This is a genomic window from Desulfosoma profundi (assembly GCF_055387865.1).
This window is the reverse complement of sequence record NZ_AP042420.1, coordinates 2,786,659-2,802,815: the sequence shown is the minus strand read 5'-3', so window position 1 is coordinate 2,802,815 and position 16,157 is coordinate 2,786,659. Positions and strand designations below refer to the sequence as shown.

At 61.2% G+C, this 16,157-nt stretch carries 11 protein-coding genes, 2 tRNA genes and 1 pseudogene; 1 reads left to right on the top strand and 13 read right to left on the bottom strand.

Translation table 11 applies throughout. The features are described 5' to 3' along the window. Nucleotides 1-38: 38 nt before the first annotated feature. Nucleotides 39-872 (bottom strand): flocculation-associated PEP-CTERM protein PepA, encoded by an 834-nt coding sequence (pepA, locus tag ACZ5K9_RS12145; protein WP_464271596.1) that lies wholly within the window; start codon nucleotides 870-872, stop codon nucleotides 39-41. Nucleotides 873-1,496: 624 nt separating this feature from the next. Here pepA and ACZ5K9_RS12140 point away from each other — a divergent pair. Then, entirely contained in the window at nucleotides 1,497-2,375 is an 879-nt protein-coding gene (locus tag ACZ5K9_RS12140) for a transposase (RefSeq protein WP_464271595.1), read from the top strand. A gap of 1,158 nt (nucleotides 2,376-3,533) precedes the next feature. Here the strand turns inward: ACZ5K9_RS12140 and ACZ5K9_RS12135 are convergent. From ACZ5K9_RS12135 to ACZ5K9_RS12080, 12 genes and pseudogenes are all read right to left on the bottom strand, one after another. Continuing rightward, nucleotides 3,534-5,807 (bottom strand): tetratricopeptide repeat protein, encoded by a 2,274-nt coding sequence (locus tag ACZ5K9_RS12135; protein WP_464271594.1) that lies wholly within the window; start codon nucleotides 5,805-5,807, stop codon nucleotides 3,534-3,536. After that, nucleotides 5,804-6,769 (bottom strand): hypothetical protein, encoded by a 966-nt coding sequence (locus ACZ5K9_RS12130; protein WP_464271593.1) that lies wholly within the window; start codon nucleotides 6,767-6,769, stop codon nucleotides 5,804-5,806. The genes ACZ5K9_RS12135 and ACZ5K9_RS12130 overlap by 4 nt, the downstream gene beginning before the upstream one ends. Before the next feature lie 209 nt (nucleotides 6,770-6,978). Continuing rightward, nucleotides 6,979-7,422: a PaaI family thioesterase gene (locus ACZ5K9_RS12125; RefSeq protein ID WP_464271592.1), complete on the bottom strand. Its 444-nt coding sequence runs from the start codon at nucleotides 7,420-7,422 to the stop codon at nucleotides 6,979-6,981. A gap of 861 nt (nucleotides 7,423-8,283) precedes the next feature. Continuing rightward, a complete protein-coding gene (locus tag ACZ5K9_RS12120) occupies nucleotides 8,284-8,649 on the bottom strand; it encodes a hypothetical protein (protein ID WP_464271591.1) in 366 nt (121 codons plus the stop codon). Between the two features lie 375 nt (nucleotides 8,650-9,024). Further along, a tRNA-Glu gene (locus ACZ5K9_RS12115) sits at nucleotides 9,025-9,102 on the bottom strand. Nucleotides 9,103-9,257: 155 nt separating this feature from the next. Continuing rightward, nucleotides 9,258-9,333 (bottom strand) — tRNA-Lys (locus tag ACZ5K9_RS12110). Nucleotides 9,334-9,426: 93 nt separating this feature from the next. Then, nucleotides 9,427-10,770, bottom strand: a complete 1,344-nt coding sequence (locus tag ACZ5K9_RS12105; protein WP_464271590.1) for an ABC transporter substrate-binding protein — start codon at nucleotides 10,768-10,770, stop codon at nucleotides 9,427-9,429. Further along, nucleotides 10,767-12,101, bottom strand: a complete 1,335-nt coding sequence (gene der, locus ACZ5K9_RS12100) for a ribosome biogenesis GTPase Der (RefSeq protein WP_464271589.1) — start codon at nucleotides 12,099-12,101, stop codon at nucleotides 10,767-10,769. Before der ends, ACZ5K9_RS12105 begins: the two co-directional genes overlap by 4 nt. A gap of 6 nt (nucleotides 12,102-12,107) precedes the next feature. Further along, complete coding sequence (locus ACZ5K9_RS12095) at nucleotides 12,108-12,782, bottom strand: hypothetical protein (protein ID WP_464271588.1); 675 nt, start codon at nucleotides 12,780-12,782, stop codon at nucleotides 12,108-12,110. Between the two features lie 199 nt (nucleotides 12,783-12,981). Continuing rightward, nucleotides 12,982-13,689 carry a tRNA (adenosine(37)-N6)-threonylcarbamoyltransferase complex dimerization subunit type 1 TsaB gene (gene tsaB / locus ACZ5K9_RS12090; protein WP_464271587.1) on the bottom strand — a complete coding sequence of 236 codons (708 nt, stop codon included), beginning with the start codon at nucleotides 13,687-13,689 and terminating at the stop codon, nucleotides 12,982-12,984. A gap of 64 nt (nucleotides 13,690-13,753) precedes the next feature. Continuing rightward, nucleotides 13,754-14,842, bottom strand: a complete 1,089-nt coding sequence (rseP, locus tag ACZ5K9_RS12085; protein ID WP_464271586.1) for an RIP metalloprotease RseP — start codon at nucleotides 14,840-14,842, stop codon at nucleotides 13,754-13,756. A 152-nt stretch (nucleotides 14,843-14,994) separates the two neighbouring features. After that, nucleotides 14,995-16,155 (bottom strand): annotated as a pseudogene (locus tag ACZ5K9_RS12080) (1-deoxy-D-xylulose-5-phosphate reductoisomerase); the annotation flags it as partial. Between the last annotated feature and the right edge of the window lie 2 nt (nucleotides 16,156-16,157).

The window sequence follows — 16,157 nt, the reverse complement described above, 5'->3', positions numbered from 1 at the left end:
CGTGCCTGGATGCATCAGGCCCTTCGCCGAAAAGAGGGTTATTTCTTCTCCTTTCTGCGTTTGGCAAACCCGGCCAAGCCGGCCAAGCCTGTCCCCATGAGGATCATGGTCGCCGGCTCGGGCACAACGCCGACACGATACTGCCCATTGGTGCTCAACCACAGTTGGGTGGGCACATTGTTGGCCGACGGGGGATCCGGATCGAACCACTGTCCAAATTCTCCCGGCACGGTTGCATTCGGCGCCGTAAGGCTGGCGTTGGTGGTGGCCAAGGAGATGGCAATCATCGGGGCGACCAAAGTGGACATGTCCACACCCGCCGGCGTAAACCAATACCCTGGGGTCAGAGACGTCGCCACGAAAAAGACGGTGATATCTCCGTTGGGTACGGCATCTTCCAACTGCCCTCCGCCGGAGACCACCGTCCATGTGCCAATCAACGTCCCGTCGTTGGCCCCGTAGATCCCCGCCGTCGTTCCATAATTATAGGTGGGATCGGAATAGATCAGCAAAGTTCCCCCGGGATCGAATTGGAAACTTCCACTCGTCAGATCGGTAAATGTTCCCGTGGCGTCAAACAGCGCCGTAATTTGATTGTACGTGGGTCCCCACGGAGTACCGTCATGGCCTTGCGAATAAAAGGTGGCATGATCCGTGAAAGTTCCCGAACTCGTGGGATCGGTGGGATCATCCAGCGTATTTTCCACATAGGTGATCCCCGTCAGATCTAAGTACTCGTCAATCTCAACAGCTGAGGCGAAACCCGTACCGTTCGGATTGAAATACCAGTCATTGAAGAGGGGCTGGGCCTGTGCTTGGCCCACGCCAAGAAACACGGCACATAAGAGCAAGAATAGTCCTGTCTTTTTCATGTGTTCACTCCCGTATCCTAGTTTTCGTTTCCATGACCCCGGTGAGGCGAAGTTCGCCGCCATGGTCCGCCGCAGGATCCGCTCTCCCATACCACCACACAGAAACCCAGTTCTTTTTCATGCCTTCATACCTCTCGTCTTCCCATCGTCTGTTGTCACCGCCGGCGGCCGGGAAAGGCACCTTTCACGGGCATCCCTGCCATACAGCGGTTCGCCGGTAAACTGCGAAACCTTCGGGCTTACGCTTTGCGACCATTCCCCTTCCGGGCTCGCCCCAAGGATCTAGGATCCCTGCTGTTGGGCTTCTTGCAAGATCTAAACCAATAGAGACGGCTCATGGAAGTTTTGTATCTCATCGATATTCCGTGCTTTTTGCTTCTACGGCAAAAGGCTTCGGGGCCAGTCTCCGGCGAGTGTGCATGCGATTTCCTATGGCGAGTGCAATCTGTTGCACACATGAGAAAGTCCATGCATACCCAACAACCCGTAGATATATTGGGGACAGGTAAATAATACTTTCACTCTTGCGCCTTATGTGGTATGCGGATGTGAAAGAAGGACACAGCATCCGGGTGAGGGATCAGATGAGACAAGGATAGACCACGTCGAATGGGGGCGACGGCCATGGCACGCACCAGGCGCATGAAGGCTCGGGGGGAGCCCGCGTACTACCACGTGGTGTCCCGCACCGTGGGTGGGGAGTTTTCCCTGGGGGATGTGGAAAAAGAGAAGCTGCTTCAGATCATCCAAAGCTCCAGTCGGCTCTACTTTGTGGAAATCCTCGGCTTTTGCCTCATGAGCAATCACTTTCACCTGGTGGTGAAGACCCGAAGCTCCATGGAGGTGACCGACGCGGAGATTGTGGAGCGGGTCAGTGCCCATTACGGACTGGACCCGGAGGTGGTGCGATCGAAAGACCTCACCGTCCTCCGGGAAAAGCTCTGCGACCTGTCGGAATTCGTCCGCTCGGTGAAACTGGATTTTTCCCGGTGGTACAACCGAAGAAACCAGCGAAAGGGCTACTTCTGGGGCGACCGTTTCAAGAGCGTGCTTCTGGAAGGGGGCTTGGCCCTGGCCCAGTGTCTCGCGTACATCGAACTCAATCCTGTGCGGGCGCGCGTGGTGGATCGCCCCGAAGAATACCCCTGGAACAGCCTCTCTTTCCGGCTGGCGGGAAAGGTGGACTTTCTGAGCTGGGACGGTATGGACATCCAGGATGTGCGCCAGTATTGCGCCATGGTCTACGAAGTGGGCCAAGGCGGCCGGTTGGATTCCAAGGGCCGCGACCAGGGGCGGATCCGAAAGGACGCCGAGGAACCCGTGAGCCTTTGGGGGCACAAGGTTCGGTGCTTTACGGACAGCCTGGTTTTGGGGTCGAGAACGTTTGTGCTGGACGCCTATGAACGCTTTTCGGAGTGCATCCACAAAAGGGAGCGACGGGCTCACCGGGCCGCGGGTGTTGAAGGGGTGTTTTCGCTTCGGCGATTGACGGCGGCGGCGTGAGGCCTGTGGCCGTATGGCGCGAGGGTCCTGGTTTTGCACCGATGCCCCAGGCCGGCCCGCCGCTGGACAGCAGCAGTAGCGGCAGGCCCCGTTGTTTGCCCTGAATCCGTGTGGTCCATGGCATCAAGGCCGCGGCCGGGATCATAGCGACCCTGGGGATGGTCCGTCGGATGACAACTGTTGCGTGGATCTCGCTTGGGATAAGCGTCGATCCGTGAGAGTGTGTTTATCCGTAGAACTATCTTATCGAAGCTCTCATTTTGTCTTTTCGAGTCTTTTGCCTACAGGATTTCCGATAATTTTTTCATTCGGCGGACGGGTCGATTCGGATTTTTGAAGGGCGGCGCGCGTTCTCTTGTTCGACGGATATAGGGTTGTCGTTGTGCCACAGTCCATCAAGGGGTGGTTGCCGTCGGAGGGGCGGCCCCTTGGGTAATGCCCCGTAGGGTCGTGATCACACATACCGGGCGGGGGCGGGCCAGCAGATCGGGCAGGCACGGGGGCCTGCCCCTACAAAAAAACACACATGGGCGATCTTTGGGCAAGCGCGGGGAACCGGCCCCAGAATGGACGGGGGTGGGTGACATTCGGGCAGGCACGGGGGCCTGCCCCTACAATAAATACACCTGGGCGATATTTGGGCAGGCGCGGGGGCCGACCCGACAATGGACGGGGATGGGCACTATGCGGGCAGGCACGGGGGCCCGCCACAGAATGGACGGGGGTGGAAAACATTCGGGCAGGCACGGGGGCCTGCCCCTACAAAAAAACATACGTGGGCGATGTTTGGGGAGGCACGGGGGCCTGATCCCAGAGAGCCCTTCGGGCTCACGGCATCCACCACCAATGGGGCCATCTGCGAAGGCTTGTCAAAGGTCAAGTCCGCGTCGCTACCCATAGGATCACTCAGTCAGGCTGGATCGGCTTTATCCGGGACGTTTAAGAACAAAGGCCGGTTCGTGTGGAAATTGACCATGCCCTTGGGCGGCCCTTGCCGCCCCTGGTCAGGGTCATGAGGATCCAATGAAACATTTGGCCGTCGCCACAGGGGATAATCCTGACCCTGCCGTGACCTGAACTCCCAGCATACCCCGTTCACTCCTTTCTGGGAAAGCCGGCCGGTTCCTCAAGGCGTGTGGGAAGAAGAACGCCGGCGGTTCACGGGCGAGATTGGTTTTGGATGAGAGCTTTAGCCTGGACGGCGGCCGTTTCGGGAAGGCCCAGATGCAGGGCTGCTTCCAGGTGGAGGCGGGCTTGGTCGGCGTCCCCTTGGGCGGCGTAGGCCAAGCCGAGGTGGTAGGCCGCCATGGGGTTTTCGGGGGCACGCGTGCGGGCTTCGCAGAGGTACCATAGGGCCCGAGCCGTGAGGCCTTTTTTCAGATAAGCGTACCCCAGGGTATCCAACACTTCCACGCGATGCGGCAGGAGATCATAGGCGCGCTGCGCCAAAGTGAGGGCCTTGTCCAGATTGACGTTGGATTCCAGATAAAGCCAGGCTAAATTGTTAAGCAACACCCCGGATTCGGGATGGGCGGCCAGGCCTTTTTCCAGAAAGGTGCGGGCCGCGGCCGTGTCCCCTGTTTGATAGGACAAGTCGGCCAGGGCCGCGATCGGTTCGGGCGAATGGGACACATGGTTTTGAAAATCCATGAGGATCTTCGCACGTGATTCTTTGGTCGCTTCTTCGCTTTGGGCAAGGCCTCGATACGCCGACGCCATGCCGGCATCGCGCTTGAGGGCCTCGACATAGGCCGTACGGGCTTCTTCCGCCCGGCCCGTGCACAGCCAAAAATCCCCAATCAAGATCTGGAAGACTGCGGAGGGAAGGCCCTGCGAGCGGGTCCGCTCCAGGGACCTTCGGACCTCCTCGGCGCGCCGGGTTTCGCACGCCAGGCGGATGCTACACCACGCGGCATCGGCATCCTCCGGGTGGGTTTCCCACCAATGGAGGGCAGATTCGAGGGCCCGCCCTGGATCCCCCGCTTGCGCCCACAGGAGAGTATCGAGCAGGAGTGTTTTCCGAAAATCTCCGTCCAGCCTTTTGAGCGCTTCCCCATGCCGGGACGCTTCAACCACAGCGCCGGCTTCGGCGGCAGCCAAGGCCAAAAGGATCCGTGCATCGGGATTCTCCGGCTCGCGTTCCGCCAACGCTTGGGCATGGGCTCGAGCCGGCTCCGCCTCTCCCAGTTTGTAGTATGTGGCCGCCAGGATCACCCGCGCTTCCGTCAAAGCGGGATCCAACTCCAGCGCGCGGATCATGGACTTTTGCGCCAGCCGCACATGGTTCGATCGCAGGTGGGCCAATCCCGCCAGGTAATGGGCCGTGGGAATGTGGGGTTCCAAATCCAGAATCTTTTCCAGGAGGATGAGTGCCGCTACAGGTCGGTCTTCCAAAAGGCGCATCTTGGCTTCCAAAAGCCGCCCTTCCGTATCCATGAGCCCTTTGGCAGAAAGCACCGTCAGCGCCTTAGAGGCATCTTCCAGACGACCTTGGTGCAGAGCCCCTTCGACTCGGAGCTTTCCCACCACCGCCGCAGGAGCGCCCGACTTTTCCAGCCGATCCAGCGCCGCCGCAGCCTCTTGCGGACGATCCTTGGATATGGCCAGCCGGATGCGGCGCACCATGGGAGAAATATCGCCGGGATTGTGCGTAAAAGCCGCTTCGTAAGCGCGAGCCGCCTGATCCCCCTCCCCCAAGAGCTCCCAGATGCGCCCCGCATGAGCCCACACGTCGGGTTCCGTCGAGGCCATGGCGCTCAGATTTTCCACCAGACGAAGCGCCTCGCTGCGACGTCCCAGGACCAGGAGGCACGCAGCTTTCTTCGCCTGCAGCACCGCGCCGAGGGTTCGCCCGGACGTCTGGGCGCATATGCTCGGTTGGGAAGGGGATTTGGCCTGCGTTTCCTCCGAAGCCAAGGCCGCCAGGGCTTCTTCGTAAGTTTGAAGCGCCCCCCGGGTATCCCCTTGAAGCAGGAGAAAATCGCCGCGAAGCGATAGGGATTCCGCACCATCCGGGTCCAGCCACCTCAGGGTCTCCACGGCTCGAAAAGCTTCCCCCATGCGGCCCGCAGCCATGGCCAGAAAAGCCATGGCCCGCCACGCTGCATCATGCCGCGGATGCCGGTCCAGGACCTCTTGGCACAAGGCCAGAGCCTCGTCCCAATGGAACCTGTGACCGTAAGCACAGGCGAGGCGTAGCGCCAGAGCCGTGTCTTCAGGACTCAGGGTCCGCGCCTTTTCCCAAAGCGATATGGCCTTCGTGAAGCGCTGCTGGGCCCAGGCGGTTTCGGCCCGTCGCGCCCACTCTCGGGCTTTCTCTTCGGGCCTCAGGATGCACCCCCCGCATGCGACAATCGTCAGGAGCGCGACGCCCAAAGCAATGCCACGCGGCACAGGTTCAAAAAGAATGGTTTTTCCTTTTCTTGTTTTCACGGGCGCTTCTTAGAGACCGTCATCACGATGGCCACAGTCCAAGATAAGGCCACAACAAAAAAAATTGCCCCGAGAATTGCCCCTTTATGTCTGAACACAAACTCAAACACCGCCAGGGCCGCCCGTAAGATCCACGGCAGCGGCTCATCTTCACCGACGGGTCGAGCTTTCATGGGCAACGGTCCCAATGAGGGCGGTGTATAGTCGGGTACCGATTTTTCAGCGCCCGACGCTCCCGAACCCGTCGAAGCTTCGCGTGTGCCGGTGGGCGACACGGCGGCTTTCCCCGATCCAGAAGCTTGGGAACCGGAGGCGTTTGCCGTGGAGGGTGAGGCCATCATGGCGAGAAAAGACGGGGATACGGATCCTGGTTCGGCAGGCGCCGCCGCCGCCTCATCCATGGCCGCCTGCCGATAAGCTGCTCGAAGGCGTGCCAGCCTCGCTTCCAGGGAATCTTCTTCAGGCGGCGCTTGCATCGGGGCACTTGTCAGCGCCGGACCGGCCAGGGGGGGAAGATGGGTTCCGACGCCGGGCACGAGATGGTTCAAGCCCAAACCTTCGAGCACTTGGCGGGCCTGTTGCTGCAACCGCTCGTATTCTTGGAGGATGAGTTGGATCTGGACATTGGCGTAGAGTCGGTCCGCCAGGGATGATTCCGCCGAGGTCGCTCGAAGAACACTGACCCCCACCCACGGATTGGCGTCCACCGCGATGAGAGGCAAAAAATCCGGGTGGGCCCACGCGGCCACCGGAAGCGCATTTTCGGCCGTAATGGGATAGCGCAGGTTGTCGTAAAAAACGATCCGGTGAGGCGGTTTGGGGGGGCCCAGAAAAGCCCGTTCATCGGCCAGTGACACAGCATCCCACCCTTGGATCCAGGACGCTTGGACTGTCTTTGGAGGGGCGCCGTGAATGAGGGGAAAGGTCAGACACCCCACGATCACCAGGGTGAACCACCGCAACGGGCGCCGCCTCAGGGGACGTGGTCTGAACGCAGGACTCCCCTGCCCGGGAACCTGAAAGCTCGCCACTGAATACCGGGCCATGGCCTTTTCCACGCTCCTGGGACAAGCTCGGGCGGCTTTCCCAAAACACCGAAAACTCCATCTGCGGAAGGCGGGGTCCGCCGCCGACAGCCGGACGCCTCCCGAGTGGAATCCCCCTGGCCTCCTCACAGGGTTACGGATCGAATCTGGTAAAGGCCGTGGATGGACGCCGCCGGTTCCCCGGAGGCGTCCACAATGTCCGCTTCCACAACAAAATCGGCCTTGCCGTTGGCGTCCAGATCCCTCTGAATGCGCGTGATTTCCTCCGAAGACAATCCCACCTGGATCACCGCATCGGTGGTCACGGGCTTTCGATACCGAATGGTGATTTCCTTGGCCAAGGGAAAATACCTTCGGGGATCGAAGGTGCAGTAGCACAACGCCCCACCCGGGATTTCCCCTAGGGTGAACAGCGCGCCGGCATACATGGTGCCCACATGATTCTGGTTTCCCTCGAAGGGCATGCGGAGCTTCACATAGCCGGGGCGCATTTCCACAACCTGAAGCCCCGATCGAGAAACAAAAGGAATGGCCGTTTCCACCATCCGCCGGATTTCATCGATGTGCATGGGAAAATCCTCCTGAGGAATGCCGGTTGTCCACGGTGTGTTGACGAGCGTCAGAGTGTGCGGTCTCCTTGAAGCGCAGGTGATTGCCGTGATGGGGCGCCCCAGGGAATCGGGTCCTGGGCTCGAACGCGCAATAGAAACCACGGGCGGCGCGGCACTGTCAAGGAATTTGCCCTTGGAGTCATCGGGTCAAATTTTGACTTATGCGGGGGGAAATTGGGTCGAATTTTTCTTCGTTGAGAAACCGCGAAGGCCGCTTGCTTAAACTTCATCCCACGCAAAGACGACAAGGCGCAAGATGAGACCATGGCGTGGCGGGACAGTGACGGACCAAAGCGCCGCCGGTTGCAGGATGCCCCGTCTGCGGTAGCGAGCCGCATCCACGGCACGGTCCCCTGTTCGGGGATCTATGATGCGGAGGTCGAGGTCATTTTAAGCCACTATCGGCAGACGGCTGTGGAGCATTTTGGGGGCCTCGAGGGGGTCGAAACCGAGATCCCGGACTTCCATAAGGAAAAAGCCGCGCGGCGGCGATATGGCTTTTCGATGAGGGATCGCACCCCTGAGAACCGGCGGCGATCATATCCTGAGGCCATCCGCGCCATCCACCACCCGGACGCCCTGAGGCGCCTATTCCGGAGGCTCTTGGGGCCCACTGCCCGGAAGAGTTCCAAAGCGCGGCGGATACATTCCTCCGGCCGGTTATTTTTCGTTTCGCGAAGCCCCTGGGGGCCATGATTTACGCCCCTGCGAAACACGGCACCAAGGGGCCGGGAAATCGTCTTCCGAAATCCAGCGTGGACCCGCGAGGCCGGGGTCGCTTCCCGGTTCGACGCTTTAAAGAGCGCGATCGTGAGCGGGTCACGAGGGATCGTTCGAGGAAGGCCGCCGGCGCATGCGCCCTGCCGGAGAAACGGCCACGAGCTGGCGTCTTTCCACAATCATCCAGTCGCCATGCCATTCTTTCTTGTCGCCGAAAAGAAAGGCGTCCTCGATGCGCAAGGATTCGTGGTCAAAGCCGTCCAAAATGCCTTCGACTTCTTCACCGGTAGCCAGATGAAACAGCAAGCGCCGGCCGAGAACGTCATGAAGAAACGTGCGACGGCCGGACGCCGGCGTCTCGGACGATCGGCTCCTCACGCCGTCATCGCCGTCTTTTTCCCAATCTTTCTGGACCACGGTGATGATGGTTTTCCCGTCCTTCTTTTCTACGACGATACCGGACATGGGGGCCTCGTGCGATGGGGAAAGATAATGGTTTGTGCTGAATCACCCGCCGTGAGGCGTCGGTTGTCGTTGATCCTCGGCGCAGTGCCGGGGAAGGCGGAACCGACCCCGCCGGGGCGCCGACTCGCCCCTCTCCGAAGAGAGACAAAAGCACGAGTTTCGGGGAAATGTCAAGGCACGGTCGGACCGTGGGATCTGCCGTGGTGCACGCGCACAAAACGTTGTGGGGCACAGCGCAAACCCCAAAGCACAAACCAAACCCCGCACTCTCGTGGCGTCCGCAGGAATCGCCCCCATTTTCGCTTTGACGGTTCGGTCAGGAAAAATTCTTGGGACCCACGGTGGCAACGGATATGGCGGGCCGAGAGAAAGGTGTGGCGTCCCCAGCCGGATTTGAACCGGCGTTGCCGGCGTGAAAGGCCGGTGTCCTGGACCTGGCTAGACGATGGGGACGCAACGTGCGCGCTCTATAGCAACCCACACCCTGCGGTGTCAAGCGCGAATTCCTCATGGGAGAGGATTTCGTTCGACGATTGAAGCCACCTTAGGCTACATCCCTTCCCGCGTTATTCGAAAACACCTTTCGGCATCACGATGGGGAAGGGTCATGGTGGGCCGTGCAGGATTCGAACCTGCGACTCTCTGCTTAAAAGGCAGATACTCTACCGACTGAGTTAACGGCCCCCCGAAGGACGGCGGCCTGCGGGCCGCCCGAAGACCGCGCTTTCCTAACACGAACCCCGGGGAGTGTCAAGGTGGAAGATGACCGGCCTCGACTCATTCAACCCTCGAAGATTCTTCCGAAAAAGGCTCAAACGAACCATCTTTCCATCGTGCCAGAACACATCGGCGCTCCACCCGCCCCTTGTCTCCCACGGTGAGCGTCCCTGCCACGCCGGTGAAGGTCCTGGGGGAAACGTTCCCGGAAAACACCTTTTCGGCGAGTTCCGCCGCCGAGATGTCCCCCTGTTCCCGAAAAACCCGCCCGATCCAGCGCACCGCATCGTGGCCCACAGAGGCCATCCAATCGGGGTCTTTCCAGAAGTTTTGTCGAAAACGGTCCCGAAACCCGGCGTCGTGGGGCCCGTTGGGAACCGCCCCGGCCATGGGGACGACGAATCGAACCGTGTCCACAAGGGGTCCGAGGGCATCCTCCAGGGACGGCCGCCCCAGGCAATAGGGCAAAACGTACAGGGCCCGGCAGCCCGTCAGGTGGAGTATCCGGATGGCTTCCGCCGCCCACTGGGGCGATCCGACCAGAAACACCGCCCGAGGGAGTTCCGTCATGTCCAGGGGGGCCGCCTCCCGCTCGTTCCATTGAGCCCGTCTGAGCTTCATCCCCAAGCGGGCGGCTTCCCTGCTGAAAACGTCGGCCCACCGGGCGCCGTAGCTGCTCCCGTCGGTCATCACCAGGACGTTTCCCGAGGCCCTGTGGGCAGCCAGCAGTTCCGCGGCGGCTTTGGCCGCCTCCTCATCGGGGCCGAGGAAGGCCACCGTGGACCGGCCCTGGATCAAGGCATCATGCCCGCTGACGAGAGACACCGCAAGGACGCCTTTTTCCACGGCGGGCCTCAAGAGCGCATCCCATCGGGAAAGAGGAACATGAGCCAGCACCGCCCCCACCGACGCGTGGGCCACAGCGGTCGCCACGGCCTCGGCGGCGGCATTTTCCGGAAGCCATCCGTCCACGTAATGGATGTGGACTCTTTCTTCCGATGAAGCCGTCACGGCGGCAAGCTTCATGCCCCGTTGCAAGGCTTTGCCCTCTGCGGAAAAAGGTCCGGAAAGGGGCAGCACGGCCACCACATCCCGAAGCCGCCTCCCGCCCCCCGAGCCATCCCGGACATCGGCGGCCTCTTGCCCGTCGTCATCCCCGGTCTGTCCGACATCCTGCCCCGTCGGCCCATACTCCATATCGCCCGGCGCAGAAACCACTTCTTCCGACGCCGGGCCTCCGGGGCGTGCATCGTCCCCGGACGGCCCCGGAGTTCTCACGGCCGTTCGATCCCCCAAGGCCCACCAGAGCGCCGCTCCCGTCAAGACCAGCGCGAGAAGCACACGCCGTCTTCGCCGGCGGCGCCGGCGTTTTTCCGAATCGCTCCAAGAAGAAAAAAACGTCATCGGTTCTCGTCGCTTCGGCGGGATCGTTCCCGAAAAACCACACGCACAGGGGTCTTGTCCATGGCGAAGGCTTCCCGGAACTGGTTGATGAGGAACCGTTCGTAGGAAAAGTGGATTTTTTCCGGTTCGTTGCAAAAAACGACAAAGGTGGGCGGCCGAGTGGACGCCTGCGTAGCATAATAAAATTTCAAACGCCGTCCCGAGACCAAGGGCGGTTCGTGTTTCGCCGTCACCTCGCCGAGGACGCGATTCACCGTCCCCGTGGTCACCCTTTTGTTGAATTGGTCAAAGATTTCAAGCACCAGAGGGAAAACACGGTTCACCCTTTTCTTCTGCAGGGCGCTCATGGTGAGGATGGGGGCGAAGGGAAGAAAGCGGAACCGGTCTCGAACGTCTTCCAGGAACCGACGCACCTGTTTGGGGTCCTTGGGGACGGCGTCCCATTTGTTCACCGCGATGAGGCATCCCCGGCCCCGCTCCTGCACATAGCCGCCCACATGAAGATCCTGGTCCGTCACACCTTCCAGTGCATCCACCATGAGGATGACCACATGGCTGCGGTCGATACTGTCCAGCGCTTTGATCACGCTGAGCTTTTCCAGTTTTTCGCGAGTGCGGCCTTTGCGACGGATACCCGCCGTGTCGATGAGCAGAAACCGTCGGCCTGCGGCTTCCACGGGGGTATCCACGGCATCCCGGGTGGTTCCCGGCACGGGACTGACAATGACACGCTCTTGACCTAAAAGGGCGTTCACCAGGGTGGATTTTCCCGTGTTCGGCCGACCGACGACGGCCACCCGGATTTGCGGGTTGTCGTCGTCGGCGTCGTCTTGCCACTGAGCCGGCAGGGTTTTCACCACATCGTCCATGAGCTCATGGACCCCCAAACCGTGGGCGGCGCTCACGGGATAAATCTTTTCGACCCCCAAGGCGTAGAACTCCGACACAAGCCCCTCCTGCTCCCGTCCGTCCACCTTGTTGACGGCATAAAAGACCGGCTTCGATGACTTTCGCAGGAGATCCACCAATTCCCGGTCGTTGGGGTGCAGACCCGTTCGGGCGTCGGCGAGAAAGATGAGGGCGTCGGCTTCTTCCAAAGCCAGGAGCACTTGGCGGCGGGTTTCTTCGGCAAAGGTGCCGGCGTCGGGGTCCGTGAAACCGCCGGTATCCATGAGGATGAAACGTCGGTGGGCATATTCCACGGGGGCCGACAACCGATCCCGGGTAACCCCGGGGTGGTCGTCCACCAAAGCGTGCCTTTTGCGGCACAGGCGGTTGAACAGGGTGGATTTTCCCACGTTGGGACGTCCCACAATGGCCACGACGGCCATGGTTTTCTACTCCTCGTGTGCCAGCCGGCGGTGACGCCGCCCGTTTTTCAAGGCCCCGGCGACAAGACGGCCGACCCTGGCGCTGGAACGGGGTGGACGGCCGTGTGTGCGGGCCAGTTCATCGGAAAGTTCAGTTTTCACCGTCCGGCACTCGTCCTCTTCGAAAATGCGGCACGGATTGGGCCGATACCGGTGGATGGCGCAGAAGCTGCCGTTGGCGCGCCGATCGTGCATAAGGAACGGGCAAAACCGATGGCCGAACCCCAAACCCTGCCCGAAGACGAACTGCCAGGCATCCGGCGGATTGTGCGGATCCGGGAAGTCGGGAAACCCGCTGCAGATTTCACAACACAGCCCGCAATGGTCGCAATAAGATTCAATGCGGGACCGATCAGGCCCGTCGTCCAAAGCCCGGAGGGCCGGCGGGGAATGGTTCCCGGAGCGGCCGGTCACCGAACCGTCCGCGTTCAACAGTTCACGAAACCACCGGATCCTTTCCTCAACCACCCCCAAGAGCTTTGCGTTCCGACGCCGGGCCGCCCGGTCAAAGCCCTTTTCCGCTCCCAGCATTTTCAGGTTGCGTTCCAGGAAATAGAGCGGAAACAAAGGGTCCCGAAGCACCCGAAGAAACCGCCGGTTCACTCGTGAAAACCGACAATGCGCATCCGTGCCGACGGCCATGGCACCGCACCTCCGTGATGTGTCGTCCGCCGACCCATGGCACGCCGTGGGTGGGCGTTCCGCGCCGGACGGCCGGGCGCTTCTCTGGTGTGTCGGGATCACGCCGTCACGTCCGTCCGAGTCCGCCGTCTCGGCTCTCGTGGGTCCGCCCCCACAGGTCCAAGGGGCCGATAAGCGCGTTGGAAAGAACGCTCTGTCGTTATGCCGGCGAAGGCGGGTGAAGCCCGCCCCCGTGAAGTTCCGCTTCCGACGGACGCACATACAAGGGCATCACCCGCATGGGGTCCGTGTCCTCGCCGGTCCGCCATCGCTCGAGGGCGCACCGGCCCACAAAACCCGCCCGAATCCCGTGAAATCCCGGCCCGGGGTCCACCGCCCGGTCCCCGATGCAGCGGCTGAAAATGTTTTCATAAAGCAGCCAGCCGTCCCCGCACACATAAGTCTTTTCCTGGATCCACGAGGCGAGTCTGTCCGGAGCGAGCACCGACGGGGGCCGCTCTTCCCGCAGGCGGCCTTCGCCATCCGGGTGGTACAGCGCCGCGTAGACTTCGTTTTTCCGGGCATCAATCACCGCGCAGACGGGACGTCCCCCCACGGCCAAAGGGGCCGCCAGGGCTTCCAGGGACGGGACGCCCACCAGGGGTTTTCCCAAAGCCCATGCCACGGCCTTCATGGTACTCAAGCCGATCCGGATCCCGGTGAAACTTCCCGGGCCTGTGGTCACGGCGAAAAGGTCCACGTCTTCCAAGGCCCAATGGGCATCGGCAAGGATCCGATCGATCCCGTGCAAAAGGCGACGGTTGTGGGTGTGCGCCGAAAGAAGGGTCCATTCGGCGGCAATCACCTGGTCATGGAGCAGGGCCACACTTCCCGAAGCCGTCGAGGTATCCACCGCAAGGATTTTCATCGTCACGCCTTCCGGGACTCCGTACTCGGGCACCAACGTCGTTGCGCAAACCAATCGCCCCTGTTTAAGGCGCTGAGGCTCCACGGCCTGTGGGGATCAATCGCATGATGTCATTGTAAAAGACGAACACCATGAGGGCGATGAGGACGGCCATGCCCACCCTTTGGGCCATTTCCACCTGACGGACACTCAACGGCCGCCGCCGGACGGCTTCCACCAAGAAGAACATTACGTGTCCGCCGTCCAGCACGGGAATGGGCAAAAGATTGAGGACCGCCAGGTTGATGCTGATGAGGCCCATGAAATGCAAAAAGTTCATCAGGCCTTCTTGAGCCTGCTGGCCGGCCATCTGGGCGATGAGGATCGGCCCGCCGAGGGTTTCCATGGGCAGCACCCGCTGAATGAGCTTCACGACGGTCATGAAAAACAGCTTGGTCAGGCTCCAGGTCTGTTTCAGGCTGTAAACCCCGGCCATCAACGGATTGACTTTTTCCACCTCAAAAGACCCGGACGCCGTGATGCCGATCACCGGCCGGCGGATGGTTTCCCCAAAGATATTTTTCACCTCTCGGACTTCAGGGGTCACCTGGAACACCAGCCGTTGCCCGTCCCGCTGGACGAGGATCTCCAAGGGTTTCAGGCCTTCCCTTTGGATGGTTTCCGAAAGGTCTTCCCAGGCCTTGAGCCCCCGGCCGTTGATTTCCAGAACTTTGTCCTTGGGTTGGAGCCCCGCTCGTGCGGCGGGGGAATCGGCCGTCACGGTGCCGATTTCGGTGTTCAGCCGGGGGACGCCGTAGAAGGCGAACACCACCATAAAGAGGACGATCCCGAGAAGGACATTGGACAACGGACCCGCAAGAACGATGACCAAACGCTTCCTCACGGACTGATGGGAAAAGCTCCGATCGCGGTCCGCATCGGCCACGGGATCTTCGCGGTCTTCCCCCAGCATCTTCACGTAGCCGCCCAATGGCACCAAAGACAGGCAATAGTCCGTGTCGCCGCGTTGGAAGCCCACGATCCTGGGGCCGAAGCCCAAAGAAAAACGCAGGACCGTGACCCCCATGCGTCTGGCGGCCAGGAAATGGCCCAATTCATGGATGAAGATGAGGACGCCCAGTACGATGACTGTGGAGACAATGGTGGTGACCACAGCGCCTTCCTCCTTGATGGCGGTCTTGGATCGGAGCAGACGAGATGAGAGGATTCATGTCAAGGTTGAGCATTCCCTTCCTGCATCATGGGAACCCGGCACACCGCCTTTTCGGTTTCTTCGCGCGCTGGGAGCACGTGGGGCGTCCCGCGCAAGAAGTCGTCGGCGACTCGGCGAGCCCACCGGTCGGCCGCTCGGACCCGCTCCACCGCATCCGCCGGCAGAACTTCATGGGCGTCCATCACCTGGCCGATGATCTTCGGGATATCTGTAAATCCGAGGCGTCCCGAAAGAAAGGCCTCCACCGCCATTTCGTTGGCGGCGTTCAGCACGGCGGGCATGGTCCCGCCGATGCGGGCGGCGCGATAGGCCAGGTCGAGGCATGGGAAGGTTTCCATGTCCGGGGGGTAAAAGGTGAGCGAGCGCAGAGCGAACAAATCCAGCCGCGGGGCGTCCACGGGCAGGCGTTCCGGATAGGAGAGGGCATAGGCGATGGGAATTTTCATGTCCGGCACACCCAACTGGGCGATCACCGATCCGTCCACATATTCCACCATGGAATGGACGATGCTTTCCGGGTGAATGTGGACGGCCACGGCGTCCACGGGGACGTCGAAAAGCCAGTGGGCCTCGATGACCTCGAGCCCCTTGTTCATGAGGGTCGCCGAATCGATGGTGATCTTCGGTCCCATGGACCAGTTGGGATGTTTCAAGGCGGCGGCGGGCGTCACCGCCTGGAGTTCGTGGAGACTTCTCCCGAAAAAAGGCCCCCCTGAAGCCGTCAACAGCAGGCGTTTGACGGCCGAGCGGGTGTGGCCCTGGAGCGCCTGGAAGATGGCGCTGTGTTCACTGTCCACGGGGAGCAGGCGCGTGCCGGTCCGTTGCAGCATCCGGGTGACCACTTCCCCGGCGATGACCAAGGTTTCCTTGTTCGCCAGGGCGACATCTTTTCCCGCCTCCACGGCCGCCAGTGTGGGCATGAGTCCTGCGGCACCCACAATGGCGGAAACCACCATGTCCACATCGTTTATGGCGGCCACACGGCAATAGCCGGCTTCGCCCCAGAGGATTTCGAGATCCGCGGTTCCGGCCGGCAGAAGCTTTTCCAGCTCCAACGCCGCCTCCTGATCCTGCACGGCGACGCACCGGGGTTTCACCCGTTGGATTTGTTCCTTGAGGCGCCGGACGTTGCGTCCGGCCGCAAGAGCGACGATTTCGAAGCGATCGGGGAAACCGCACGCCACTTCCACCGTATTCACGCCGATGGATCCTGTGCTCCCGAGAATGCTCAAGCGTTTCCGTCGTGCTCGCATCC

What these genes read in the sequence shown, in the direction of transcription:
- der (WP_464271589.1), bottom strand. Translation starts at nt 12,101, where the DNA reads ATGGCCGTCGTGGCCATTGTGGGACGTCCCAACGTGGGAAAATCCACC.
- ACZ5K9_RS12120 (WP_464271591.1), bottom strand. Translation starts at nt 8,649, where the DNA reads ATGTCCGGTATCGTCGTAGAAAAGAAGGACGGGAAAACCATCATCACC.
- ACZ5K9_RS12140 (WP_464271595.1), top strand. Translation starts at nt 1,497, where the DNA reads ATGGCACGCACCAGGCGCATGAAGGCTCGGGGGGAGCCCGCGTACTAC.
- ACZ5K9_RS12105 (WP_464271590.1), bottom strand. Translation starts at nt 10,770, where the DNA reads ATGACGTTTTTTTCTTCTTGGAGCGATTCGGAAAAACGCCGGCGCCGC.
- pepA (WP_464271596.1), bottom strand. Translation starts at nt 872, where the DNA reads ATGAAAAAGACAGGACTATTCTTGCTCTTATGTGCCGTGTTTCTTGGC.
- ACZ5K9_RS12125 (WP_464271592.1), bottom strand. Translation starts at nt 7,422, where the DNA reads ATGCACATCGATGAAATCCGGCGGATGGTGGAAACGGCCATTCCTTTT.
- tsaB (WP_464271587.1), bottom strand. Translation starts at nt 13,689, where the DNA reads ATGAAAATCCTTGCGGTGGATACCTCGACGGCTTCGGGAAGTGTGGCC.
- ACZ5K9_RS12095 (WP_464271588.1), bottom strand. Translation starts at nt 12,782, where the DNA reads ATGGCCGTCGGCACGGATGCGCATTGTCGGTTTTCACGAGTGAACCGG.